Genomic DNA, 24,017 nt, shown 5'->3' with positions numbered 1-24,017 from the left:
ACCCCGAGGCCCCGATGTCGTTCGCGAGTCCCCTGTTCCTGTGGTACTTCCTGCCCGCCGTGCTGGCGGCGGTGCTCGTCGCCCCGCGCGCCGGGCGCAACGCCGTGATCGCGGTGGCGAGCCTGGTGTTCTACGCCAGCGGCGCGGGCGGCACCACGCTGCTGCTGCTGGCGTGCGTCGTGGTCAACTACCTCGCCGGGCTGCGGCTGGAACCGGTGGAGTGGGGCTTCGAGCGGTCCCGGCGGCGGTGGCTGCTCATCGGCACCGTGTCGTTCGACCTGGCGGTGCTGGCGGTGTGGAAGTACGCCGGGTTCGCCACCGAGCAGCTGGCGGTGCTCAGCAGCTGGTTCGGCGGGGACTTCCCGGTGCTGGAGCTGGCGCTGCCGATCGGCATCTCGTTCTACACGTTCCACCACGTCTCCTACGTGGTGGACATCTACCGCGGGGAGCGCCCGGCGCTGCGCAACCCGGTCTCGTTCGTCACCTACATCGCGATGTTCCCGCAGCTGGTGGCGGGTCCGATCGTGCGCTACCGGGAGATCGCCGACCAGCTGCCGCAGCAGCGCACCCACCGGCTGGACGACATCGCGGCCGGCTTCCCGCGGTTCGCGTGGGGCCTGACCAAGAAGGTGGTCGTCGCCGACACGCTGGCGCCGATGGTGGACACCTGCTTCGCCACCCCGGGCGAGGAGATGACGTTCGCGATCGCCTGGCTGGGCGCGATCGGGTACACGGTGCAGCTGTACTTCGACTTCTCCGGGTACTCGGACATGGCGATCGGGCTGGGCCGGATGCTCGGGTTCCGGCTGCCGGAGAACTTCGCGCGCCCGTACTCGTCGGTGACCGTGACCGAGTTCTGGCGGCGCTGGCACATGTCGCTGTCGCGCTGGTTCCGCGACTACGTCTACATCCCGCTCGGCGGCAACCGCCGCGGCCGGGCCCGCACCTACCGCAACCTGGCGATCATCTTCGTGCTCACCGGCTTCTGGCACGGCGCGGCCTGGACGTACCTGGTGTGGGGCCTGTTCCACGGGTTGTTGCTGGTGGTGGAGCGTTCCTGCGGCTGGACGCACGCCCCGGCCGACCTCCGCGCCCGCCTCGCCCGCCGCGCGCTGACGATGCTGCTGGTGGTGGTCGGCTGGGTGTTCTTCCGCGCCCCCGACCTCGGCAGCGCGTTCGTGATGCTGGGGCACATGCTGGTCCCGGACTTCTCGGGCCTGACCGACATCGTGGCGGCCTCGGTGACCCACCAGCGCGTGGTGTTCCTGCTGCTCGCCCTGGTCGTGGTGTTCCTCCCGGCGAGCTCGGGCACCGGCCCGTTCCTGGAGTCGGTGCGCACCCGCGAGGCCCACGCCCTGCGCCTCGGCGTGCTCACCCTCGGCCTCGGCTACTCCGGCCTGCTGGTCGCCACGGGCTCGTTCAGCCCGTTCCTGTACTACCAGTTCTGACGCCTAGGTGGTCTTCCGGACGAGCCCGGTGTACCCGGCGACGAACAAGGTCGCGAACGCCCACCCGAGCGCCTGGAGCACCTAGTTGGCGAGGTAGAACACCTGCCCCCAGGTGGTGGTAGCGGCGATCTCGCACCGCTTCTCACCCCCGAGCTTGAACACGGGCACGGAGGTGTCCAGCGCCATCCCAACGGCCTCGGCCGTCGAACAGGCGGTCACAGGCTCACCCGGCGCCTTGGTGGGATGCACAGCCACCCCGAGCTGGCTCGCGACGATGGCGACGACGACCGCGAGCAGGCAGACGGCGGCGAGGAACCCGAGAGCCCGCCATGGCCGGTGCCCGTACCCGATGAACAAGCCACCGGCCGCGTGGAGGAGCTTGCGCAACCAGCCACCGATCTCCCCACGGCGTCGGCGGTCGACCTGCTGAGCGATGAGGATCTTGCGAACTTCCCGGTCATGTCCAGCGGCCCGGTGCACAGCAGCAAGCTGCTGGTAAGGCTGCGGAGCGTAGGCAGGGGTGTGCTCGCGCAGCAGGCGCAGCCACTCCGACAAGGTGGCGTCCCACGGAACGGAGGCGTAGGAGAAGCCGTCGAGATCGAGACGGAAGGAACGATCCTGGTCTGCGGAGAAGGAATGTACGGGGAGGATGAGGTTCCCCCGTACTTTCGTCGTGCCCGTCACGTTCACCACCAGTCCTGCTGGACCAGCGTTCTCGATCTTGGCGGCCGTTAGGCTGAGTTGGCCGGTGATGGTTGCACTGAGCAGGCGGAGGGTGCCGTCTTCGCTGTCGGAGCTGGCCTGAAAGCCATCGTTGAGGAACACACTGCCGTTGACGGTGAGTTGGTCCGCGGTCAGGGCTGGGCCGTTGGTCGCGGTCAGGCCCGCGCCGGACAAGCTGAGCCCTCCGGTGATCTGTCCATCGGCCAGCACCGAACCCTTTCCAGCACTACGTCGGCCCACCCCACCTCCGGTGGTCCGGCCCACGCCTGGGTGCGGTGTTCGACGGGGGCGATCGGGGAAGCCTGTGGGTACCGCCTGTGCCAGGCACGGTTCGGCGGCAGGGGGAGGTGTCGGTGAGTACCCAGAGTGAGCGATCCGATGCCGCATCGACCGGGCTCGCGGACTGGGTGCGGGTGGCGCGGGAGCAGTCGTTGCCCGACGCCCCGGTCCTGCTGTGCACCCGTGGGGGTGTGGTCGTGCGCGCGACCGCGCAGGCGGCCGCGCTGCTGGGGACGGAAGACCCGGACGACCTGGTCGGGCGGCAGCTCGACGAGCTGGGGATCGGTGACGGGCCGCAGCACGCCCACGGGCGCCCGGGCAGTGCCGTGCGCACCGTGAGCTGGCCGTACGGGCACGACGAGCGGTTCCTGTTCACCGTGCTCTGCGACGTGTCGGACCTCGTCGCGCCCCCGGCCCGCCCGGCCTTCGGCAAGGCCGACGACTCGCTGGAGGGGGAGCGGGCCGACCAGATCAGCAACGCGCCGCTGCTGGACCTGCAGCGGGCGGCCAAGATCGGCACCTGGCAGCTGGACCCGGCCACCGACACCTTGTGGCTGTCGAAGGTGCTGCACGAGCTGACCGGCATCCCGCAGCGGGGCGCGATGCCGTTCGAGGAGTTCCTGGTCTTCGTGCACCCCGAGGACCGGGACATGGTGCGGGAGAAGGTGCTGTCCTCGGTCGAGCGCTCCGAGCCGGTCGAGTTCGAGCACCGGTTCTTCCGCGGGGACGGTGCGCTGCGGCGGCTGCGGGTGTACGGCGTGTTCAGCGGCGGTCGCGACGGGCGCCCGCCGCTGGTGGTGGGGACGGCCCACGACGTCGGCGCCAGCCCGCACGCGGTCCCGGACCGCAGCAGCGCCCTGGTCGACATGCCGTCGGCCGTCGAGGCGCTGGCAGGGCTGCTGCGCGGTGCCGGGGCCGAGGACGTGGCCGTGCTGGCCTGCGTGATCGACAACCTGCACCGGATCGACCACTCGCTGGGGTCCGAGGCCGCGGCGGACGTCGAGGCGTCCGTGGCCGAGCGCCTGGCGGAAGGCCTCCCGGACAGCTGCTTCGGTGCCCGCACTCCCCGGCGGGAGAAGTTCATGGTCGTCTGCCCGGACACCCGTGCCGTGGGCGGGATGGAAGCGCTGATCACGCTCCTGTCCGGGTTGCTGCGCACCACGCTGCCGGTGGGCAACCACCTCGTGCAGCTGTCCGGCTCGATCGGCGTGGCCACCCCGCGCGGCGGCGGCACCACCGCCGAGGACCTGTTCCGCCACGCCTCCATCGCGGCGTCCGAAGCGCAGCGGAAGGGCTTCAACCAGGTCGTGCTGGCCAATCCCGACCTGATCGCCGCCGCGGACCGCCAGCTGCCGCTGGAGGCGCAGCTGCGCGACGCGCTGGACCACGACGAGCTGACCGTGCACTACCAGCCGGTGGTGTCCGCCGACGGCTCCATCGCGGCCGCCGAGGCGCTGGTGCGCTGGCCGCACCCGGAGCGCGGGCCGATCAGCCCGGCGGTCTTCCTGCCCGTGGCCGAACGCGCCGGGCAGCTGCACGACCTGGACAAGTGGGTGCTGCGCACCGCCCTCCGCGAGGCGGCCGGGTGGCCGTGGGTCCACGGTCGGCCGGTCACGGTGGCGGTGAACCTCGCGGGCCTGCTGCCCGGCGAGCCGAACTTCGTCGACTTCGTCGCCGACGCCGTGACCACCGCGGGCATCGACTGGAACCGCATCACGCTCGAACTGGTGGAGACCGACCTGGTGGACCTGCGCCCGCAGAACCGGTACGCCATGGAGCGGCTGGTCGAGCGCGGTGCGCGCTTCGCGATCGACGACTTCGGCACCGGCTACTCCTCGATGGCCCGCCTGAAGCACCTGCCCGTGCAGATCATCAAGCTCGACGGCCGGTTCGTCTCCGACATCGACCGCAACAACACCGACCTCGCCGTGGCGCGGGCCGTGTGCTCGATGTCCCACGCCATGGGCCACCTCTGCCTCGCGGAGGGCGTCGAGACCACCGACCAGCTCCGCGTGCTGAACTCGATCGGGATGGACTACTACCAGGGCTTCCTGTTCTCCCCGGCGGTGCCTGCGGAGGACTTCCGGGCGATGCTCGAGGTCGGCACCGCGCACGGCGCCCAGCCGCGCTGACCCGCGCCCAGTGCCCCCGGTGCGGGGGTGCTTGACTTCCCCCTGTGGGAAGGGTCCACGCTCGACTGGTCGGTGATCTGCGCGCTGGGATCGCGGGATCGTGCGAACCTCGGCGGGCCGGTGGCCGTCTTCCGATGGAGCAGATCGACCGGTCGACCTGACGGAGGGACCCGAAGTGACCAGCACGCTTGTCGCCGGCGCAGCAACGCACCCGGGCGGACGGGAGACCAACCAGGACGCCGTGGTGGTCGGCGACGGGGTGTTCGGTCTCGCGGACGGGGTGGGCGGGTTGTCCAGCGGGGAGGTGGCCAGCCGGCTCGCGCTGGACGCGCTCACGGCGGACTTCGCCACCGACCGCACCGCCGAAGGGCTCGTGCACGCCTGCCGGCAGGCCAACCTGGCGGTGCTCCGCCGCGCCGACCGCGAGTCCGTGACCATGGGCACCACGCTGGTCGCCGTGGCGGAGACGACGGACGCCGGGGTGGTGGCCGCGCACGTGGGGGACTCGCGGCTGTACCGGCTGCGGGACGGGAACCTGGACGCCCTCACCCGCGACCACACCGTCATCGCGGAGCTGGTGCGCGCGGGCGCGGTCAGCGAGGACGTGGCCGAGGAGCACCCGCACCGCAACGTGCTCACCCGGGCGGTCGGGGTGAGACCGGACCTGGAGGTCGACACCTTCGAGCTGGCCTGCCGGCCGGGCGACCGGCTGCTGCTCTGCTCGGACGGCCTGTTCAAGACGCTGACCACGGAGGAGATCGAGGAGGTCCTGGCCTCGGAGCCGAACCCGCAGGACGCCGCGGACCAGCTCGTCGCGGCCGCGGTCGAGCAGCAGGCCGACGACAACGTCAGCGCCGTCGTGGTCAACGTCGAGTAGGCCCGTTCCGGGCTCGTCGCGGTGCGTGTCCGGATACCGTGTGATCGTGTCGCGGCAGACGAACCTCCCCCCGGTCCACGAGGCGTGGTTGCCGCGGGAGCACCCGTTGCACCGCCCGCGGCACGGCAGGCGGCAGCTCACCGCGCTGGTGTGCGCCGTGCTGTTCTGCACCGCGCCCCTGGTCAGCCTGGTCCTCGGCGCGCGCCCCACGCAGCTGGAGAACCGGCCGCTGGCGGAGTTCCCGAGCATCACCGACGGCTGGGGCTTCTTCACCGGCCTGAGCGCCTGGGCCACCGACCACCTGCCGTTCCGGGAGCAGGCCGTGCACTCGGTGGACGCGATCAGCCGCGGCCTCTTCGGCGAGCCCGCCCGGCTGTCCGGCGGCTCGCACACCCCGCCGGTGGGCGCCGGGCAGGACGACGGGAAGCCGCAGCTCGACGAGACCGTGTTCCCGCCGGTCATCGAGGGCAAGGGCGGCTGGCTGTTCCTCGGCCACGACGTGTCCTACCGCTGCGTGCCGAAGCGCTCGCTGGACCAGGTGATCGCCGGGCTGCGCCGCTGGCGCCAGGTGGTGGAGGCCTCCGGGCGCCGGTTCCAGCTGGTCATCGCGCCGGACAAGTCGACGGTGTACCCGGAGAACATGCCCGACGACTACGCCGGGGAGGACTGCTCCAGCCGGGCCCGCGCGGAGTTCTGGCGGCGGGTCCCGCGGGAGACCGGCGCCCTGGACATGCGCGCGCAGCTGCGCGCGGTGGCGGAGCGCAACCAGCGCCCGATCTACCACGACATCGACACGCACTGGACGCACGAGGGCGGCATCACCATGGTCTACCAGCTGGCCGAACGGCTGGAGCCGGGCGTGACCAGCGGCTGGAAGGTCCGGCCCTCGCGGCAGTACCCGCACAGCGCCGACATCCCCGACCTGCTGGGCCAGGACCGCACCGTGCCGATCCAGGCGTACTCGCTGGCCCCGGACGGCAGCGACGTCGACAACACCCGGTTCAAGCCCAGCGACTTCCACGAGCCGCTGCACCTGGCGTCACCGGCGAAGCCGGGCATGGTCGACCGGCCGGTGCGGATGGTGGGCGACTCGTTCACCCAGTTCGCCAGCCCGTACCTGGCGGCGACGTTCACCGACGTCACGATCGTGCACCCCGACCAGGTCGCGGTGGACCCGGCGGCGGCCGGCCGGCTGCTCGCCGAGGGCGAGGTGGTGACCTTCGAGCTCTCCGAGCGCTTCGTCGCCGGCGGCCGCTACCCGATGCTGGACGCGGCGGTCGCCGACCAGGTCGGCGCGGTCCTCGCCGCCCACCCCGTCCGCTGACGACGAAGTGCCCCGCCCGGGGGCGGGGCACTTCGAGGTCTCCGCGAGGCCGGTCAGCGGGTGAGCGGCGTGAAGTCGCGGGACGCGATGAACTCCGGACGCGGCTGCTTGGCCGCGAACGGCTTGGTCAGCTCGTTCTCCACGCTGTTGAACACGATGAAGATGTTCGAGCGCGGGAACGGCGTGATGTTGTTGCCCGAGCCGTGCATGCAGTTCGAGTCGAACCACAGCGCGGAGCCGGCCGGGCCGGTGAACTGCTCGATGCCGTGCTCGTAGGCGAGCTTGGTGATGTCGTCCTCGGACGGCACGCCGATGCGCTGCTCCTTCAGCGACGACTTGTAGTTGTCGTCCGGGGTCTCGCCCACGCAGGACACGAAGGTCCGGTGCGAGCCCGGCATGATCATCAGGCCGCCGTTGTACGGGTAGTTGTCCGTCAGCGCGATCGAGATGCTGACCGCGCGCATGGCGGGCATGCCGTCCTCGGCGTGCCAGGTCTCGAAGTCGGAGTGCCAGTAGAAGCCGGTGCCCCGGTAGCCGGGCATGTAGTTGATCCGGCTCTGGTGGACGTACACGTCCGAGCCGAGGATCTGGCGGGCCCGGTCCAGCACCCGCGGGTCGCGGGCCAGCTCCGCGATCAGATCACTGATCTTGTGCACTTCGAAGATCGACCGGACCTCGTCGGACGACCGCTCGATGATGGTGCGCTCGTCGGCGCGCACCTCCGGGTCGGCGGTCAGCCGCTCCAGCTCCTGCCAGTAGGTCTGCACCTCGGCGGGGGAGAGCAGCCCCTCGACGATGTGGAAACCCTTGGCGTCGTGCGCGCGGAGCTCCTCCGCGCTCGCAGGCCCCGCGTCAACACCGGGCCACACCGTCGGGTCGACCCGGTCGATCATGGCCGACGAACCGTCCACCCGAGTCGGGTAGCGGTCCTGGGTGCTGAGATCAGCGACGGTCATTGAATGCGCCTCCTTCGCGAATTCCCGCCGGAGCGGTCGGTGCCCCGGGGGGGCACTGACCGCCAGTTCTCGGTTCCTCGGTTAGAAGCGGCACGCGGTGCGCCCGCAGATCCCCGCGTCACGCGCGGGGAAGACCGGTAGTGCGCGTGGCGGGCAACCCGGGGGTTACCCGCCACGCGGACTGGACAAGCGCGAACGGAGCTGTCAGCTGGCGGCTGCCTCTTCGTCGTCCTCGACGACCAGCGGGTACACACCGTTCTCGTCGTGCACCTCACGGCCCGTCACCGGGGGGTTGAAGACGCACACGGTCTTCATCGTGGTGCGGGGGCGGACCTGGTGCTTGTCGTGGTTGTTCAGCAGGTACAGCGAACCCGGCTTGAGCTGGTGCACCTCGCCGGTCGCCTTGTCCTCGATCTCGCCCTCACCTTCGGTGACGAACACGGCTTCGATGTGGTTGGCGTACCAGAAGTCGTTCACGGTCCCCGCGTAGAGCGTGGTCTCGTGGACCGAGAAGCCGACCTTCTCCTTGGCGAGGACGATCCTCTTGCTCCGCCAGTTCTCGGTCTTGATGTCGGCGTCGGTGTCCTCGATTTCCGACAGGTGCCGGACGATCACGTTTCCTCCAAGAGATGTGCTCAGGTCGGGTCCGCGCCGGTCGCGGGCACATGTCACGACCGGCACGCCGCAGGGTCCCAGAGCCGCCCGCACGAGGACAGCCCCCAGCACCCGATCGGGGTGACCGGGTGGGCGGGGCTGTCCGGTGGAACGCCTCAGGGGTGAGTCAGGCCAGCACCGAGCGGACCGACTCGCGGATGATGTGCAGCCCCTGCTCCAGCTCGTCGTCCGAGACGGTCAGCGGCGGCATGATCTTGAGGACCTCGCTGGACGGGCCGGAGGTCTCCACCAGCAGCTTGCGGTCGAACGCGGCCTTGGACACCTTGCCCGCCACGTTGCAGTCCTCGAAGCCGAGGCCGCGCGCCAGGCCGCGGCCCTTGGCGATGGCCCCGCCGTGCTCGTTGGCGATCTCCTCCAGCACGGCGCCGACCCGCTCGCCCTTGGCGATGGTCGACTTCTCCAGCGCGTCGTCGGCCCAGTACTGCTCCAGGGCCTCGGTGGCGGTGACGAACGCCGGGCTGTTGCCGCGGAAGGTGCCGTTGTGCTCGCCGGGCTCCCACACGTCGTGCTCCGGCTTGATGAGCGTGATCGCCATGGGCAGGCCGTAGCCGCCGATGGACTTCGACAGGCAGACGATGTCCGGCTGGATGCCGGCCTCTTCGAAGCTGAAGAACGGGCCGGTGCGGCCGCAGCCCATCTGCACGTCGTCGACGATCATGAGCATGCCGTGCTTCTGGCACAGCTCGTAGAGGCCGCGCAGCCACTCCGGGCGGGACGAGTTGATGCCGCCCTCGCCCTGCAGCGTCTCGACGATGACCGCGGCCGGCTCGTTGAGGCCGCTGCCGCTGTCCTCGAGCATCCGCTCGAAGTACAGGAAGTCCGGGACCTGCCCGTCGAAGTAGTCGTCGTAGGGCATCGGCGTGGCGTGCACCAGCGGGATGCCCGCACCGCCGCGCTTCATCGAGTTGCCGGTCACCGACAGCGACCCGAGCGTCATGCCGTGGAAGGCGTTGGTGAAGCTGATGATCGACTCGCGACCGGTGATCTTGCGGGCCAGCTTCAGCGCCGACTCGACCGAGTTGGTGCCCGTCGGGCCGGGGAACTGGACCTTGTAGTTGAGCCCGCGCGGTTCGAGGACGCGCTGCTGGAAGGTCTTCAGGAACTCGCCCTTGGCGACGGTGGACTGGTCCAGCGCGTGGGTGACGCCGTCGCGCTCCAGGTACTCCAGGAGCTTGCGTTTGAGCAGCGGGTTGTTGTGCCCGTAGTTCAGGGCGCCCGCGCCGGCGAAGAAGTCCAGGTAGGCGGTGCCGTCCTGGTCGTAGAGGTAGCTGCCCGAGGCGCGGTCGAACACCGTCGGCCACGTTCGGCAGTAGCTGCGGACCTCGGATTCCAGGGTTGCGAAGATGTCGTTCACGGGTTCCTCCGTTCGTGCCGGGCAGCGCGGTGAGCGCGCCTCGGCAGCAGGCAAGAGCAGGTGCGTCAGCGGTCGGTGGCAGCCGCGACGGCAGGGGCCGCCGCGAACGGCCCGATGCGGTACAGGTCCTCCCCCAGGTGCGCATCCGGGAACAGGTCGGCGGTGAACAGCTCGCTGCGCTGCAGTTCGGCCGAACGGGTGCGCGCCAGCGCGGTGAACAGCTTGATCGAGGCGGCGTTGTCCGGTGTGATCGTCGTCTCCAGGTAGCGGACTCCTCGTGGCAGCACGCGGTCCACCAGGTGGTTCAGGAGCCGACTGGCCACGCCACCACCGCGCTGGGAGGCATCGACGGCGATCTGCCACACCACCAGCGTGTCGGGGGCGTCGGGCCGGATGTAGCCGGTCACGAATCCCACGACTTCGTCGTCGATGCGCGCCACCGCGGAGGTCTGCGCGAAGTCCCGGCACCACAACAGATATGCGTAGGACGAGTTTACGTCGAGCACTCCCGAATCGCAGGTGATCCGGTAGAGCGCGGGGCCGTCCGCGACGACCGGAGTGTCGATCTCCAACCGTCCGGCTGAACCGCTTCCGCCATTTCGTTCTTCGATGCTATGGCTCGGTTTGTCGCCGGTCATGCTTCGCCAACTTAACAGAACATCGGTAACGCGTCAGGCTCTCGACGCGATAACCAGTCATCTACCAGGCGAGACGCGATTTCGCACGTGATGAGCACTACAGAAATGTTGATCCTGGCTGCGGCGCGGTGTTACCCGCGTGTCACGCAAGATTGCGAATGCCCTCTCGCACGTGCTCTGACCTGCTGAAACACTGTGATTTCGCGCGGTTCAGCGTGGGTGAACGAATTGTGGATTCGCGCCCGCGCGGGCGTGCGAAAAACGCGCACCGGCCGCCCGGGTGACGGTGCGCACCCGGGCGGCCGGCCGACCGCGTGTGGTTGCTTACACGCCCGCCACGGACTGGATCCAGTCGCGGTACTCGGTGATGTTGGTGTAGGCGGTGGTGGACTGCCGGTCGCTGGTGGAGGCCACGCCGACCTGCACGCCCCCGGAGAACATCGGGCCGCCGGAGTCGCCGCCGGCCGGGATGCCGTCACCGCGGGTGGCGCACACCGCGGTGCCGCCGCGGTAGTCGCTGCACGCGATGTCGGTCACGTCCACGTCGGCGACCTTGAGGATCTGCGCCTGGCACTCGATCTCGGGCTTGTCGGTGCAGGTCGCGCCCCAGCCGTAGGTCTGCACGGTGTCCCCGACCTCGACGTCGCCGACCGAGCCCAGCGGCGCGTACTCGGTCTGCACCGCGTGGTCGATGTTGACCAGGGCCAGGTCGGCGGTGTCGTGCACCACCACGCCGCCGGACTTGGCCTCGGCGTGCTCGCCCTGCGTCTGGTCGACGTCGCCGATGTTGAAGCTCAGCTGGCCGCCGCCGGCCACGCAGTGCTGCGCGGTGAGGACCCACTCCGGGGCGATGATGGTGGCGGTGCAGTTCTCCTGGCCGTCGACGAACAGGCGGGCGGCCCACGGCGCGCTGTCGACCTCCCGGCCGTCGATGATGTTCGGCCGGACGTCCTGGGCCTGGGGCTCGGTGGCCTGGGCGGGGGCGGCGAACGCCGCGGCGGCCAGCACGGCCCCGGCGACGCCTGCGAGGTTTCGGGCGAGCGACACGCTGATCTCCTTCGGTCCGCGAGAACGCAGCTGGTTCCAACCGAAGGAGACTCTTCACTCGTTCGAGTGATTATGTCCATCCACTGGGCACAATTCGCCACGCGTGCGGAACACGCGGAAAAATGATCAAGGTGGTGACCGGTGGAAACGTTGGGAATTCCCGGATTTCCCGCCCGTGCCGTTCGGCGGAACCGGGAATCGCCCGGACGCGTGGGAATGGCGCTCCCCGTCCGTCCACTGAGGACTCGGTGGGCGGTTCCCGCGGCGGGAGGGCCTCACCGCCGCGGCCGCAACTCCCGGTACTCCTCGACGACGAGGGCGATGATCACCACGTCGAGCACGGCCAGCAGTGGGAGCACGATCGACCGGGTCTGCGCCGCGCGGACCAGCTCGGCGACGACGAACAGGCCCAGCGCCCCGACGGCCACCGGGTACATCGGCAGCGCCCGGCGGACCAGCGCGACCGCCAGCAGCAGCTTGATCGCGCCGTGCAGCAGCAGGTAGCCGAGGACGAACGTGCGGTCCCCGGCGGCGAAGTGCCGCACCGCCTCCTCGAAGTGCCCGGCCAGCGCCCCGGTGGGCGGGCCGACCAGGTCGCGGGTGACCACCGCGTGCGCCAGGCGGGTGAGGGCCTCGGGTGGCAGGAAGGCCAGCAGGACCCCGCTGACCAGCTGCACCGCGCCGTCCAGCCCCTTGAGCAGGACGGCGACGAGGAAGAGCCGGTCGGTCACCGTGGTCGGCTCGCGCACCGGTCCATCATGCGCGCGCCTGACCGCCTCGGCCGGGCGTGATCGGCCCCGGCGCTGTGCTGCACCTGACAGGTCGACAGCGACCGGAAGAAACACCTGGTCAGGTACGTTTGGAGCCGCTGAGGGGACTCGAACCCCTGACCATCCGCTTACAAGGCGGGCGCTCTACCAGCTGAGCTACAGCGGCGTGGGCTGCGGGGACATCGTAAGCATCGATCCCCCGGGTTCGGTAAGCGGCCGCGTCCGTGCGGGCGGACGATGGCTCCGCCGCTGGCAGGGACGGGTGCGGTGGTGATGGACGCCACGTGATCTGAGTGCAACGGTCGGCTCATGACAGGCGATGCCCGAGGGGAAGATCAGCGACGGCGGTCCGCCCGCAGGACAGGGCGGCAGGAGGGAAGGACTGCATTGGGAATCACGCAGCGCGCCCGGGGTGTGCTGCGGCGGCGCGACCCGGAAGCCACCATCCCGCCGGGGTCGCGCAACGTCGTCTTCGGGCCGGCCCTGCCCGACGAGTCCACCGTCCACCTCGTGCTCGACCTCGGCCTGCGCATCGGTGAGGTGCAGATGGCCAGCGGGGCGGGCGCCTCGGACGTGACCGCGACGATCATCGCCGTCGTCACCGCCTACGGTCTGCCGCACTGCGAGGTCGACGTGATCTACACGTCGATCACCGTCTCCTGCTACCGGGGGACCGAAGTCCCGCCGATCACCTCGCTGCGGGTGGTCCGCAACCGCTCCATCGACTACACCCGCCTCGCCGACGTCGAAGACCTGCTCCGCCGGATCACCAACAACGAGCTGTCCGCCCCCGAGGCCTACGCCGAGCTCGACCGGATCACCACCGCGCCGCACCCCTTCCCGCGGTGGGTGGCCACCGTGGCCTGGGCGGGCATGGCCGCCTCGCTGGCCGTGCTGCTCAGCGGTGGTCAGGGCGGCGTCATGCTGCCGGTGACCGCGGCCGCCGCGACCGCGGTGGTCGACCGCATCGGGCGGCTGCTGAACCGGCGGGCCCTGCCGTTCTTCTTCCAGCAGGCCGTCGGCGGTGCCGTGGCCACCAGCGTCGCGGTGACCTTCTACGCCCTCGGCTGGCTCGGCAACCCGCAGCTGGCGGTGGCCGCGAGCATCATCGTGCTGCTGTCCGGTCTGACCGTCGTCGGTTCGATGCAGGACGCCATCACCGGCTACAACGTGACCGCCGCCGGCCGGATGGCCGAACTGGCGCTGATGTCGGCCGGGCTGATCGCGGGGGTGGTGCTCGCGCTCTACATCGGCGTGCGCATCGGCGGCGACACCATGGCCGGGCTCGACGCCACCTCCATCGGCCGGGCCCAGGTCCTCGCCCCGGCGCTGTCGCTGTCGCTGCAGGTGCTCGCCGGCGCGTCCACCTCGGCGTGCTTCGCGCTGGCCAGCTACGCCCCGCCGCGACCGCTGCTCATCGCCGGCATCGGCGGCGCCGTCGCCGCCGGGACGCACGCGCTGCTGACGCTGGCCGACGTGCACACCGTGCTGGCCGGTGCGGTGGCGACCACCGTGGTCGGCTTCGCCGGCGGGATCATCGCGCGCCGCCTGCGCATCCCGACGCTGGTGATCGCGGTGTCCGGCGTCGCGCCCCTGCTGCCCGGTCTGGCGACCTACCGCGGCCTGTACGAGCTGTCCGTGCTCGGCAGCCCGAGCGGCGCGACCACGCTGATGCTCGCCGCGGCCATCGGGCTCGCGCTCGGCGCCGGTGTCGTGCTCGGTGAGTACCTCGCCCAGCCGGTCCGCACCCGGCTGGGCAGGCTGGAACGCCGCATCTCCGGACCCCGGCTGTCCGGTCCGCTGCGGCCCAGCAAGAGGAGGCTGGACTGATCTCCCCGGGTACACCACCCGGGCGCGCTGGGCCGGGTTGCCCCGCGCGCAGCACGCCGCACCCGGCGACATTGGCTAGCCTCGCGACAGGTCGTGGACACGGCGGGAGGAATTACCGGTGAACAAGGGCCGCACGCCCAACCGAGCGGACTTCGTCGTGGTCGCCAACCGGCTACCGGTCGACCTGGAACGCCTCGACGACGGCACACAGCGCTGGAAGCACAGCCCAGGCGGCCTGGTCACCGCGCTCGAACCGTTCCTGCGCGCCCGGCACGGAGCGTGGGTCGGGTGGCCGGGCGTGGCCGACGTCGACGTCGAGCCGTTCTCCGACGACGACCTGCAGCTGCACCCCGTGCGGCTGTCGTCCGCCGAGTTCGCGGAGTACTACGAGGGCTTCTCCAACGCCACGCTGTGGCCGCTCTACCACGACGTGGTCGTGCCACCGGTGTTCGACCGCAGCTGGTGGTACGCGTACCAGCGGGTCAACCAGCGGTTCGCGGAGGCCGCCGCGGAGGTCAGCGCCGAGGGCGCGACCGTGTGGGTGCAGGACTACCAGCTGCAGCTGGTGCCCGCGATGCTGCGGGAACTGCGTCCCGACCTGCGCATCGGGTTCTTCCTGCACATCCCGTTCCCGCCGGTCGAGCTGTTCATGCAGCTGCCGTGGCGGACCGAGATCGTGCGCGGGCTGCTCGGCGCCGACCTGGTCGGCTTCCACCGCCCGGGCGGGGCGCAGAACTTCCTGTGGCTGGCCCGGCGGCTGGCCGGGTTCGAGCCCAGCCGCGGCCAGGTCGGCGTGCGCTCGCGTCCCGGCGTGGTGCAGGTCGGCGACCGGACGGTGCGGGTCGGTGCGTTCCCGATCTCCATCGCCTCCGCCGAGCTGGACCGGATGGCGCGCACCAAGGAGATCCAGCAGCGGGTCAAGGCGCTGCGCGCCGAGCTCGGCAACCCGCGCAAGATCATGCTCGGCGTCGACCGCCTCGACTACACCAAGGGCATCGACGTGCGGCTGCACGCGATGCACGAGCTGCTGGCCGAGGGGCAGATCAAGGCCGAGGACGTGACGATGATCCAGATCGCCACGCCAAGCCGGGAGCGCGTCGAGCACTACAAGCAGATGCGGGAGGGCATCGAGCGCGAGGTCGGGCGGATCAACGGCGAGTTCGGCCGCGTCGGCCACCCCGCGGTGCACTACCTGCACACCTCGGTGGACCGCAAGGACCTGGTCGCCTTCTACTGCGCCGCGGACGTCATGGTGGTCACGCCGGTCCGCGACGGCATGAACCTGGTGTGCAAGGAGTACGTCGCCTGCCGGTACGACCTGGGCGGGGCCCTGGTGCTCAGCGAGTTCGCCGGGGCCGCGGCCGAGCTGACCAGCTCCTTCCTCGTCAACCCGCACAACCTCGACGGCGTCAAGGACGCGCTGCTGGCCGCCCTCAACATCGACGAGGCCGAGGGACGCCGTAGGATGCGCGCACTGCGAAGGCAAGTGCTCACGCACGACGTCGACCGCTGGGCGCGGTCGTTCCTCGAGTCTCTGGGCACGCCTCTCGCGGACTAGCTGCGAGCGGACTGGTCCGCAACACGGACCGCCAAGCGTCAGCGATACTGGTCGGACCCCGGTCGGTCGCCATCGATGGCCGCATCCGGATCGATCAACCTCAGACCTGGAGTTGTTCAGCATGGTTTGCCTGGCTCTGCCGGTGGCGGAACCCCATACGCCGCCGAAGCCGGCTCGACCCCACCCGGCGCGGGCCCGGAGCGCGGCGCCGGGGCTCCAGGTGGCGCCTGAGGACCTGCGGCCGCGCGGGCTGGATCCCGCACCGCATGCGGCTCCTGCCGCATCCTGAGAGAACCCCGTAGACCACGCCCCCTTGATGAGGAGTATGGCGTTGACCGCCGAAGCCCTGCCTGCGCAGCTGCGCCGCGAGATCGTGCAGCTCGCGCGGACACCCCGACTTCTGGTCGCCTGCGACTACGACGGCACCCTGGCGCCCATCGTGGCCGACCCCACCCAGGCGAAGCCGCTGCCGGAATCGGTGCACGCCCTGCGCTCGCTGGCCGCGCTGCCCGCCACCACCACCGCGGTGATCTCCGGGCGCGCCCTGCGCGACCTCGCCACCCTGTCGCGCCTGCCCGCCGAGGTCTACCTGGTCGGCAGCCACGGGTCGGAGTTCGACGTCGGGTTCGTGCACGAGCTCCAGCCCGAGGCCACCCAGCTGCGCACCGAGCTGCAGCGGGGCGTGCAGGACGTCGTGCGCGGCAAGGACGGCGTGACGCTCGAGGCCAAGCCCGCCAGCATCGCGGTGCACGTCCGCCGCGCCGAACCCGACGTCGCCCACGAGGTGCTGGAGGCCGTCCGCAACGGGCCCGGCAAGTGGGACGGCGTGTCGGTGACCGAGGGCAAGGCGGTCATCGAGCTGTCGGTCGTGCAGACCGACAAGGGCAACGCGCTGGACACCCTGCGCCACCAGGTCGGTGCGACCGCCGCGGTCTTCCTCGGCGACGACGTCACCGACGAGAAGGCGTTCGCCCGGCTGCACGGCCCCGACCTGGGCATCAAGGTCGGCGAGGGCGACACCCTGGCGCACTACCGGGTCAACGACGCCTCCGACGTGGCCACGGTGCTGGCCTTCCTGATGGAGGAGCGGCGGACCTGGCTCTACGGCGAGCAGGCGCCGCCGATCGAGCGGCTGACGATGCTGTCCAACGAGCGCACGGTCGCGCTGCTCACCCCGGACGCGCGGGTGACCTGGATGTGCCACCCCGGCCCGGACTCGGCCGCGGTGTTCGCCGACCTGCTCGGCGGCCCCGGCGCCGGCCACTTCAGCGTCCGCCCGCACGGCGGCGGCGGCACCCAGCGCAGCCCGCTGCCGCTGGGCCAGCGCTACGTGCCGAACACCATGACCGTGGAGACCCGCTGGTCGCGGCTGCTGGTCACCGACTACCTGGCGCACGGCACCGACAGCCACCGCACCGACCTGGTGCGGGTGATCAGCGGCTCCACCACCGCGGACGTGGAGTTCGCCCCGCGCCCCGAGTTCGGCCAGGTGCCGGTGCGGCTGACCGCCGAAGCGGGCGGCCTGCGGGTGCTGGGCACCTCCGAGCCGATGGTGCTGTACTCGCCGGGCGTGCAGTGGGAGATCACCTCCGACGGCATGCACGAGTCGGCGCGCGCGGTGCTGGAGCTGACCGAGGGCTCGCCGGTCGTGCTGGAGCTGCGCTGCGGCACCGACGACCTGTCCCCGGGAGAGCCGGAGCCGGAGCGCCGCGACCTGGCCGACCGGTACTGGTCGGACTGGATGAAGACGCTGACGCTGCCCGAGGTGGAGCGCGACCTGGTGGCCCGCTCGGCGCTGACGCTGCGCGGCCTGTGCAACAGCGACACGGGCGGCATCATGGCCGCCGCCACCACCTCGCTGCCCGAGGAGATCGGCGGCGTCCGCAACTGGGACTACCGGTACTGCTGGCTGCGCGACGGCGCGATGACCGCGCAGGCCCTGGTCACCCTCGGCTCCACCCAGGAGGCCGAGGCCTTCCTGGACTGGCTGCACCGCGTGCTGGAGACGCTGCCCGGCCCGGAGCGGCTGCACCCGCTCTACACGCTGCAGGGCACCGGTCTCGGCCCGGAGGCCGTGATCGACAGCCTGCCCGGCTACGCCGGGTCCCGCCCGGTCCGCGTCGGCAACCTCGCCGACCAGCAGGTCCAGCTGGACGTGTTCGGCCCGGTCGTGGAGCTGATCGCGCACCTGGCGCAGGCCACCGGCCGCATCCGCGACGTCGACTGGGAGCTGGTCAAGGCGATGGCCGAGGCCGTGTCGCAGCGCTGGTTCGAGCCGGACCACGGCATCTGGGAAGAGCGCGACGTGCCGCGCCACCACGTGTACTCCAAGGTCATGTGCTGGGTGACGCTGGACCGCGCGATCAAGCTGGCCGCCGCCTACGACCGCGACGAGGACCCGTCGTGGCGGCCGCTGCGCGACCAGATCGCCCAGGACGTGGTGAAGAACGGCTGGCACCCGGACGTGCAGGCGTTCACCACCGCCTACGAGGGCTCGGACCTGGACGCCGCGTCGCTGCACGTCGGCCTGTCCGGGCTGATCGACCCCGCCGACGAGCGGTTCCAGGCCACCGTCACCGCCATCGAGGCCGAGCTGCGCAGCGGGTCCACCGTGTACCGCTACCGCCGCGACGACGGCCTGCCCGGTGACGAGGGCGGGTTCCACCTCTGCGCGGCCTGGCTGATCGAGGCGTACCTGCTGATCGGCCGCCGCACCGAGGCCGAGGAGCTGTTCCAGCAGATCGTGGACACCGCGGGCCCGACCGGCCTGCTGTCCGAGGAGTACGACCCGATCGCGGAGCGCTCCCTGGGCAACCACCCGCAGGCCTACTCGCACCTGGGCCTGATCCGCTGCGCCCAGCTGCTGTCGGCGTGACCGGCTGACCGGGTCCCCGGCGGAGCGTGCGCTCCGCCGGGGACGCTGGTCACGATTTGGGCGATTCGGGTCATCCGATCGGACGCCCGCTAATACCCTCTGTGCCGCACGCTCGTGCCGAGGGAAGGGCTCAGGGGTGAACGGTCTGATCGCGACGCTGGTCGTCGTCATCATCGTGCTGGTCGTCCTCGCGGTGGTCGCCGTCGTCTTCGGGCTGCGTGCCAAGCGGGCCGCGGCCCGGCCGCAGGAGCAGCCGCGCCCCACCGACCCCTTCCACACCGGCGACCAGGACTCGCTGCGCGGCGACCCGCGTGCGCTGAAGGCCGGTGACATCGTCGAGGTGCGCGGCCGCACGTACACCGTGCGCGGCACCCTGCGGTTGTCCGAAGGCGGCTGGACCTGGTCGGAGCACCTGCTCGACGACGCCCAGGGCACCCAGGTGTGGCTGGCCGTCGAGGAGGACCCCGACCTGATCCTCTCGCTGTGGACACCGGTGGACGACGCTGGTGAGCCGGGCCCGAAGACCATCAGCTTCGGCGGCCGCACCTACCACTCCGAGGAGTCCGGCAGCGCCGAGTTCCGCAGCGAGGCCACCACCGGCCTCGCCGAGCGCGGCACCGTGCGCTACCACGACTACCAGTCGTCGGACGGCGCCCTGCTGGGCTTCGAGTCCTACGGCGGTGCCGCCTGGGAAGCCAGCACCGGCGAGGCGCTCAGTCGCTACGACGTGATCATCTACCCCGCTGCGAGCTGACCTGTGAAACCCAAGTTCTGGTTCGCGATCGCCGGCGCCGCTGCGGTGCTCGCGCTGATCATCGGCCTGGTCACGATCTTCTCCACCGGCACCGGCCCGCGCGGCTACGTCGACAAGCACTTCACCCGGGCCGCGCACCTGGACCTGCCGGGCGACTCCGACAACCGCGCCTACACCAGCCCGCTGGCGCCGAGCGCGGTGGCGTTCCAGATCAGCTCGAAGTGGCGGCCGCAGGCGCGGTACCACGACTCCACCGGCATCTACCTGCGGTACCCCGACGACGCCGTGGTGGTCCAGCCGCACCTGCGCGGCTCGGTCGTCCACGTGCTGGACGTCGACCACGCCTACCGCCGCTACCACTCCCGCCTCGGCGGGGTCTGGGGCTGGACCAGCCCGCACGGCGAGAGCTTCCGCGGACGCGGTCCGGGAGCCGGCAAATGACGCCCAGGCCCGCTCGGCAGTGGCGCGTCCCGGGCGCCGTGCTGGCCGCCTTCGTGGGGGTCGGCGTCGTCGGCGGCCTCACGGGCGCGCTCGGCGGCGGTGGGGAGCAGACGCAGTTCACCTCCGAGGACACCGCCGTCTACTCCGAAGGACGGACCTACACCGGCCCGCCGGTCCAGCGGTTCCTGCCCGCCGACTCCCAGCAGCTCGCGCAGGGCCTGGCCGCCTCCGAGCGGGTGCACGGGGTGTGCTTCGGCTGGAAGCTCGTCGACGGGTCGACGAAGCAGGCCGACCAGGGCTCCAGCCGGGGCCCGGGCGTCCCGGCCGACACCTGCCCGCGCTGGGCCGAGGTCGAGGTGGTGGTCGCCCTGGGCTCCGGGGACGACCCGGACGCCGCCGCCGTCCGGGTGTCGGGCTCGCCGGACCTGCGGCCGCTGCCGACGCAGTCGGACTTCGTGGAGCTGGGCGTCACCGCGGACGCCCTGGCCGAGGAGCCGGTGTCGGTCACCGGGCAGGCGGCGCTGGGACTGCCGCTGCTGCTGGTGGAGCGGGGTGCGCTGACCGCCCCGCCGGAGCCGGGCGAGGCGCCGGGCAGCGGCGCGGTGCCGCCGTTGCCGCCCGCGGGCGGGGCGGGCTCGTCGAGCTGGATGCTCTGGGGGTCCCTCGGCGGGCTGGGCGCCGTCGCGGTGGTGGCGCTGGTGCTCGGCTTCCGCGCGCGGTCCCGGCAGGGGGCCGCATCGGACACCCCGGCACCGCCGCCTCCGGGGCCGCCGCCCGGTCCGCCTCCGCCGGGGCCGCCGGGGCCGCCACCGGCCGGACCGCCGGGGCCGCCACCGGCCGGACCGCCCGGCCCGTTCCCCGGACAGGCCCCACCTCCCGGTCGGCCGCCGCAGCCACCGCCGTGGCCGCCCGGTCCTGGCCGTTGACCCCCGCACACGACACGAGAAGGACACCACCTTGCTCCAGCAACTCCTCGCCGGTTTGCTCGCCGCGGTCGCCTACGGGGTGGTCGGCGTGGCGATGATGGCGCTCGGCTACGTGCTCGTCGACCTGGCCACCCCGGGCAGGCTCCGCGACCTGATCTGGGTGCAGCGCAACCCCAACGCGGCGCTGCTGCTGGTCTCCGGCCTGCTCGGCGTCGGGATCATCCTGACCACGGCGATCGCGGCCAGCTCCGACGACCTGGTCGCCGGGCTGGTCGGCACCCTCGCCTACGGCATCCTCGGGCTGATCCTGATGAGCCTGTCGTTCCTGCTGGTCGACGCGATCACCCCGGGCAAGCTCGGGGAAGAGCTGGCCACCCCGGACCTGCACCCGGCCACCTGGGTGTCGGCGGGCGCCCACCTGGTGATCGCGGTGATCATCGCCGCGGCGATCTGGTGACGGCGACCGCCGCCGAACCCGACACCGCCACCCGCGCGCCGCGCGGCCGGCTCGCCCGGACCGCCGTGCTGGTGGCGGTGTTCGTCTGCGCCGCCTGCGGCCTGGTCTACGAGCTAGCGCTGGTCGCGCTGGGCAGCTACCTGATCGGCGACACCGTCGGCCAGGCGTCGATCGTGGTGTCGCTGATGGTCTTCGCGATGGGCGTCGGCGCGCTGGCCGCGAAGCCCCTGCAGCGCCGGGCGGCCGAGGCGTTCGCCGCGATCGAGCTGCTGCTGGCGCTGCTCGGCGGGCTCAGCGTGCTGCTGCTCTACGCGGCCTTCGCCTGGCTGAGCCTCTACACCCCGGCGCTGATCGCGACCGCGCTGGTCCTGGGCGTGCTGATCGGTGCGGAGATCCCGCTGCTCATGGTGCTGCTGCAGCGGATCCGCCGGCAGGACGCGGGCTCGGCGGTCGCGGACCTGTTCGCCGCCGACTACGTCGGTGGCCTGGTGGGTGGCCTGGCGTTCCCGTTCCTGCTGCTGCCGCTGTTCGGCCAGGTGCAGGGGGCGCTGGCGGTCGGCATGGTGAACGCCGTGGCCGGGCTCGGGCTGGTGCTGTCGGTGTTCCGCCGCGAGCTGTCCAAGCGCGCCGTGCTGCTGCTGACCGGTGCGTCCGTGCTGGTCGGCGGGGCCCTGGTGGGCGCGTACGCGTTCGCCGAGGACTTCGAGGTCACCGCGCGGCAGGCGCTGTACGCCGACCCCGTGGTGCACGCCGAGCGCACGCCCTACCAGGAGGTCGTGCTCACCGAGTCGGTGTCGTTGAGCGGCAACACCGACACCCGCCTGTACCTCAACGGGGACCTGCAGTTCAGCTCGCTGGACGAGTACCGCTACCACGAGGCGATGGTGCACCCGGCGATGGCGGGCCCCCGCGGTCGCGTCCTGGTGCTCGGCGGCGGGGACGGGCTGGCGCTGCGGGAGGTGCTGCGCTACCCGGACGTCCGCGAGGTGACGCTGGTGGAGCTGGACCCCGCGGTGCTGCAGATCGCTCGCGACGACCCGCGGGTGGCTTCCCTGAACGGGCACGCCTTCGACGACCCGCGGGTGCGCATGGTCGCCGAGGACGCCTTCACCTGGCTGCGGGAGAACCGGGACCGCTACGACGTGGTGCTGGTGGACATGCCCGACCCCGACTCCACGGCCACCGCGAAGCTGTACTCGACGGAGTTCTACGGCCTGGTCCGGCACGCCATGGCCGGCGACGCGCGAGTGGTGGTGCAGGCGGGCTCGCCGTACTTCGCGCCCCAGGCGTTCTGGTGCGTCGAGGCCACCATGCGCGCGGTGGACCTGCGCACCGTCCCGTACGCGGTGACGGTCCCCAGCTTCGGCGAGTGGGGCTTCCACCTCGCCACCACCCCCGGCGACGACCCCGCACCGCAGGGGGGCGCAGCTCCGACGGACGTTGCGGTGCGGAGCCCGCTCGCCTCCCCGGGCGCACCGGAACTGCGCCTCCCGAGCGACGTCCCGCCGCTGCGTTCCCTGGACGCCGCGACGCTGCGCGCCGCGGCGACGTTCCCCCCGGACCGCACCAGGATCCCCGGCATGGAGCCGTCGACGCTGATGCACCCGACGATCCTCCAGCACGCCCAGGGCGAGTGGGAGAACTACTGACCGCACCCCGGGACGCGGGCAGGCGCCAGTCCCACCTGGAATCGGCGGGGCGCCTCGCCGGCTCCAGGCGGGAGTGACCGCGTCCAGACCCTCGTCACGGGCCGAACCAGCGCTCCTCGGTGCTCCGGGGCGGGGCCGAGGTGGAGCCGGTGATGAGCTCGGTCTCCAGCTGGATCTGGCGGGGCCGGCCCGGCTCGGCGGTCTCCAGCAGGAGGCGGCCCGCCGCGCGGCCCTTCTCCAGCCACGGCTGCCGCACCGTCGTCAGGCCCGCGCGCTCGGCTTCCGGGATGCCGTCGAACCCGGTGACCGTCAGGTCTTCCGGCACCCGCAGGCCGCGGCTGCGCGCTTCGCTGATCGCGCCCAGCGCCAGGATGTCCGACGTGCACACGATCGCGGTGATGTCCGGGTCGATCTCCAGCAGCTGCGCCGCCGCCGACGCGCCAGAGGCCTCGGTGTGGTCGAAGCGCTCCACGACCGGCACCGTCGTCCAGTCCACACCGGCCTCGCTGAACTCCTCGGCCAGCGCGGTCAACCGGGCCTTCTGCACGTGGAAGCTGGCGTTGGCCTGCCGCTGCACGGACGCCGGGCCGTCGTTGCGGCCGCGCGCCAAGCGCATGCACAGCACGCCGATGCGGCGGTGGCCCAACCCGATCAGGTGGTCGGCGATGCCCTTGATGGCCTTGCGGTCGTCCGGGCCGACCCAGTCCACGCCGTCCAGCCGCGGTTGGTCGCAGATCACCGCGGGCACCGGCCGTTCGAGCACCGCGGCCAGGTGCGGGTCGTCCTCGGGGACGGAGTAGACGACGAAGCCGTCGACGCCGGCGCGGTGCACCGCGGCGACGTCCTCGCGCTCCGGGCTCGCCGGGATGAGCGTCAGGCCCTGGCCGGCGTCCTCGCAGGCCAGCGCCAGCCCTTCGAGGAAGCTGATCGCGCCCGGGTCGCGGAAGGCGTAGGAGAGGTTCTCGGTGAGCAGCAGCCCGACCGCGCCGGCCTTGCGGGTGCGCAACGAGCGCGCCACCGGGTCCGGACCGGGGTAGCCGAGCCGGCGAGCTGTCTCCAGCACTCGCTTGCGCAGCTCGGGTGAGAGCTGGTCAGGACGGTTGTACGCATTCGACACCGTGGTCCTGGACACCCCGAGCTCAGCTGCGAGCGAGGCGAGCGTCGCAGGCCGCCGGGCATTCGTTGACCGCGCCATGCAGGAACCGTAACGGTTCAGTACCGGCCGGTGAAGTGCGCATGATGCATATCCCACACTTGTTCGAGTCCCGAACACGGAGCGACGCCGCGTGATCACTCAACGAAAA

General features: G+C 71.7%; 20 protein-coding genes and 1 tRNA gene. 12 read left to right on the top strand and 9 right to left on the bottom strand.

From position 1 onward, the window contains the following. Positions 1-14 precede the first annotated feature (14 nt). On the top strand, positions 15-1,448 hold the full coding sequence (locus HNR68_RS01555; RefSeq protein WP_179716886.1) for an MBOAT family O-acyltransferase: 1,434 nt from the start codon (positions 15-17) through the stop codon (positions 1,446-1,448). 81 nt (positions 1,449-1,529) lie between these two features. On the opposite strand, the gene HNR68_RS01550 is transcribed toward HNR68_RS01555, so the two are convergent. Continuing rightward, positions 1,530-2,381, bottom strand: coding sequence for a hypothetical protein (locus HNR68_RS01550; RefSeq protein ID WP_179716884.1), 852 nt, complete (start codon positions 2,379-2,381; stop codon positions 1,530-1,532). Positions 2,382-2,524: 143 nt separating this feature from the next. On the opposite strand from HNR68_RS01550, the gene HNR68_RS01545 reads away from it, so the two are divergent. From HNR68_RS01545 to HNR68_RS01535, 3 genes are all read left to right on the top strand, one after another. After that, the gene (locus HNR68_RS01545; RefSeq protein WP_343049875.1) at positions 2,525-4,582 is read left to right on the top strand and encodes a putative bifunctional diguanylate cyclase/phosphodiesterase; all 2,058 of its coding nucleotides are present in this window, start codon (positions 2,525-2,527) and stop codon (positions 4,580-4,582) included. 175 nt (positions 4,583-4,757) lie between these two features. Then, positions 4,758-5,459, top strand: a complete 702-nt coding sequence (locus HNR68_RS01540) for a protein phosphatase 2C domain-containing protein (RefSeq protein WP_179716882.1) — start codon at positions 4,758-4,760, stop codon at positions 5,457-5,459. Between the two features lie 46 nt (positions 5,460-5,505). Further along, the gene (locus HNR68_RS01535; protein ID WP_343049874.1) at positions 5,506-6,783 is read left to right on the top strand and encodes an alginate O-acetyltransferase AlgX-related protein; all 1,278 of its coding nucleotides are present in this window, start codon (positions 5,506-5,508) and stop codon (positions 6,781-6,783) included. 53 nt (positions 6,784-6,836) lie between these two features. Here the strand turns inward: HNR68_RS01535 and thpD are convergent, their stop codons facing one another. From thpD to HNR68_RS01500, 7 genes are all read right to left on the bottom strand, one after another. Next, positions 6,837-7,739 carry an ectoine hydroxylase gene (gene thpD / locus HNR68_RS01530; protein ID WP_179716880.1) on the bottom strand — a complete coding sequence of 301 codons (903 nt, stop codon included), beginning with the start codon at positions 7,737-7,739 and terminating at the stop codon, positions 6,837-6,839. A 204-nt stretch (positions 7,740-7,943) separates the two neighbouring features. Continuing rightward, on the bottom strand, positions 7,944-8,354 hold the full coding sequence (locus HNR68_RS01525; RefSeq protein ID WP_179716878.1) for an ectoine synthase: 411 nt from the start codon (positions 8,352-8,354) through the stop codon (positions 7,944-7,946). A gap of 166 nt (positions 8,355-8,520) precedes the next feature. Next, a complete protein-coding gene (gene ectB / locus HNR68_RS01520) occupies positions 8,521-9,768 on the bottom strand; it encodes a diaminobutyrate--2-oxoglutarate transaminase (protein WP_179716876.1) in 1,248 nt (415 codons plus the stop codon). Between the two features lie 65 nt (positions 9,769-9,833). Further along, complete coding sequence (ectA, locus tag HNR68_RS01515) at positions 9,834-10,406, bottom strand: diaminobutyrate acetyltransferase (protein WP_179716874.1); 573 nt, start codon at positions 10,404-10,406, stop codon at positions 9,834-9,836. A gap of 324 nt (positions 10,407-10,730) precedes the next feature. Beyond that, positions 10,731-11,453, bottom strand: coding sequence for a trypsin-like serine protease (locus HNR68_RS01510; RefSeq protein WP_179716872.1), 723 nt, complete (start codon positions 11,451-11,453; stop codon positions 10,731-10,733). A 275-nt stretch (positions 11,454-11,728) separates the two neighbouring features. Further along, complete coding sequence (locus tag HNR68_RS01505) at positions 11,729-12,202, bottom strand: DUF2127 domain-containing protein (RefSeq protein WP_179716870.1); 474 nt, start codon at positions 12,200-12,202, stop codon at positions 11,729-11,731. A 111-nt stretch (positions 12,203-12,313) separates the two neighbouring features. Then, positions 12,314-12,389 (bottom strand) — tRNA-Thr (locus HNR68_RS01500). Between the two features lie 221 nt (positions 12,390-12,610). Here HNR68_RS01500 and HNR68_RS01495 point away from each other — a divergent pair. The 8 genes from HNR68_RS01495 to HNR68_RS01460 all read left to right on the top strand — a co-directional run bounded on the left by HNR68_RS01495 (position 12,611) and on the right by HNR68_RS01460 (position 22,713). Beyond that, positions 12,611-14,053, top strand: a complete 1,443-nt coding sequence (locus tag HNR68_RS01495) for a threonine/serine exporter family protein (protein WP_179716868.1) — start codon at positions 12,611-12,613, stop codon at positions 14,051-14,053. 118 nt (positions 14,054-14,171) lie between these two features. Continuing rightward, positions 14,172-15,611, top strand: coding sequence for a trehalose-6-phosphate synthase (locus HNR68_RS01490; RefSeq protein WP_179716866.1), 1,440 nt, complete (start codon positions 14,172-14,174; stop codon positions 15,609-15,611). Between the two features lie 325 nt (positions 15,612-15,936). Then, positions 15,937-18,486, top strand: coding sequence for a trehalose-phosphatase (otsB, locus tag HNR68_RS01485; protein WP_218888161.1), 2,550 nt, complete (start codon positions 15,937-15,939; stop codon positions 18,484-18,486). Between the two features lie 136 nt (positions 18,487-18,622). Next, positions 18,623-19,240 (top strand): DUF4178 domain-containing protein, encoded by a 618-nt coding sequence (locus HNR68_RS01480; protein WP_179716862.1) that lies wholly within the window; start codon positions 18,623-18,625, stop codon positions 19,238-19,240. A gap of 3 nt (positions 19,241-19,243) precedes the next feature. Continuing rightward, positions 19,244-19,681: a DUF4247 domain-containing protein gene (locus HNR68_RS01475; RefSeq protein ID WP_179716860.1), complete on the top strand. Its 438-nt coding sequence runs from the start codon at positions 19,244-19,246 to the stop codon at positions 19,679-19,681. Continuing rightward, on the top strand, positions 19,678-20,607 hold the full coding sequence (locus HNR68_RS01470; RefSeq protein WP_179716858.1) for a hypothetical protein: 930 nt from the start codon (positions 19,678-19,680) through the stop codon (positions 20,605-20,607). Before HNR68_RS01475 ends, HNR68_RS01470 begins: the two co-directional genes overlap by 4 nt. 31 nt (positions 20,608-20,638) lie before the next feature. Beyond that, the gene (locus HNR68_RS01465; RefSeq protein WP_179716856.1) at positions 20,639-21,064 is read left to right on the top strand and encodes a DUF350 domain-containing protein; all 426 of its coding nucleotides are present in this window, start codon (positions 20,639-20,641) and stop codon (positions 21,062-21,064) included. Then, positions 21,061-22,713 carry a polyamine aminopropyltransferase gene (locus HNR68_RS01460; RefSeq protein WP_179716854.1) on the top strand — a complete coding sequence of 551 codons (1,653 nt, stop codon included), beginning with the start codon at positions 21,061-21,063 and terminating at the stop codon, positions 22,711-22,713. The genes HNR68_RS01465 and HNR68_RS01460 overlap by 4 nt, the downstream gene beginning before the upstream one ends. 94 nt (positions 22,714-22,807) lie before the next feature. On the opposite strand, the gene HNR68_RS01455 is transcribed toward HNR68_RS01460, so the two are convergent. Then, a complete protein-coding gene (locus HNR68_RS01455) occupies positions 22,808-23,908 on the bottom strand; it encodes a LacI family DNA-binding transcriptional regulator (RefSeq protein WP_179716852.1) in 1,101 nt (366 codons plus the stop codon). Between the last annotated feature and the right edge of the window lie 109 nt (positions 23,909-24,017).

Source organism: Saccharopolyspora hordei (genome assembly GCF_013410345.1).
Taxonomy (GTDB): Bacteria; Actinomycetota; Actinomycetes; order Mycobacteriales; family Pseudonocardiaceae; genus Saccharopolyspora; species Saccharopolyspora hordei.
The sequence above is the reverse complement of the archived record's forward strand: the minus strand, read 5'-3'. Positions and strand labels throughout refer to the sequence as shown.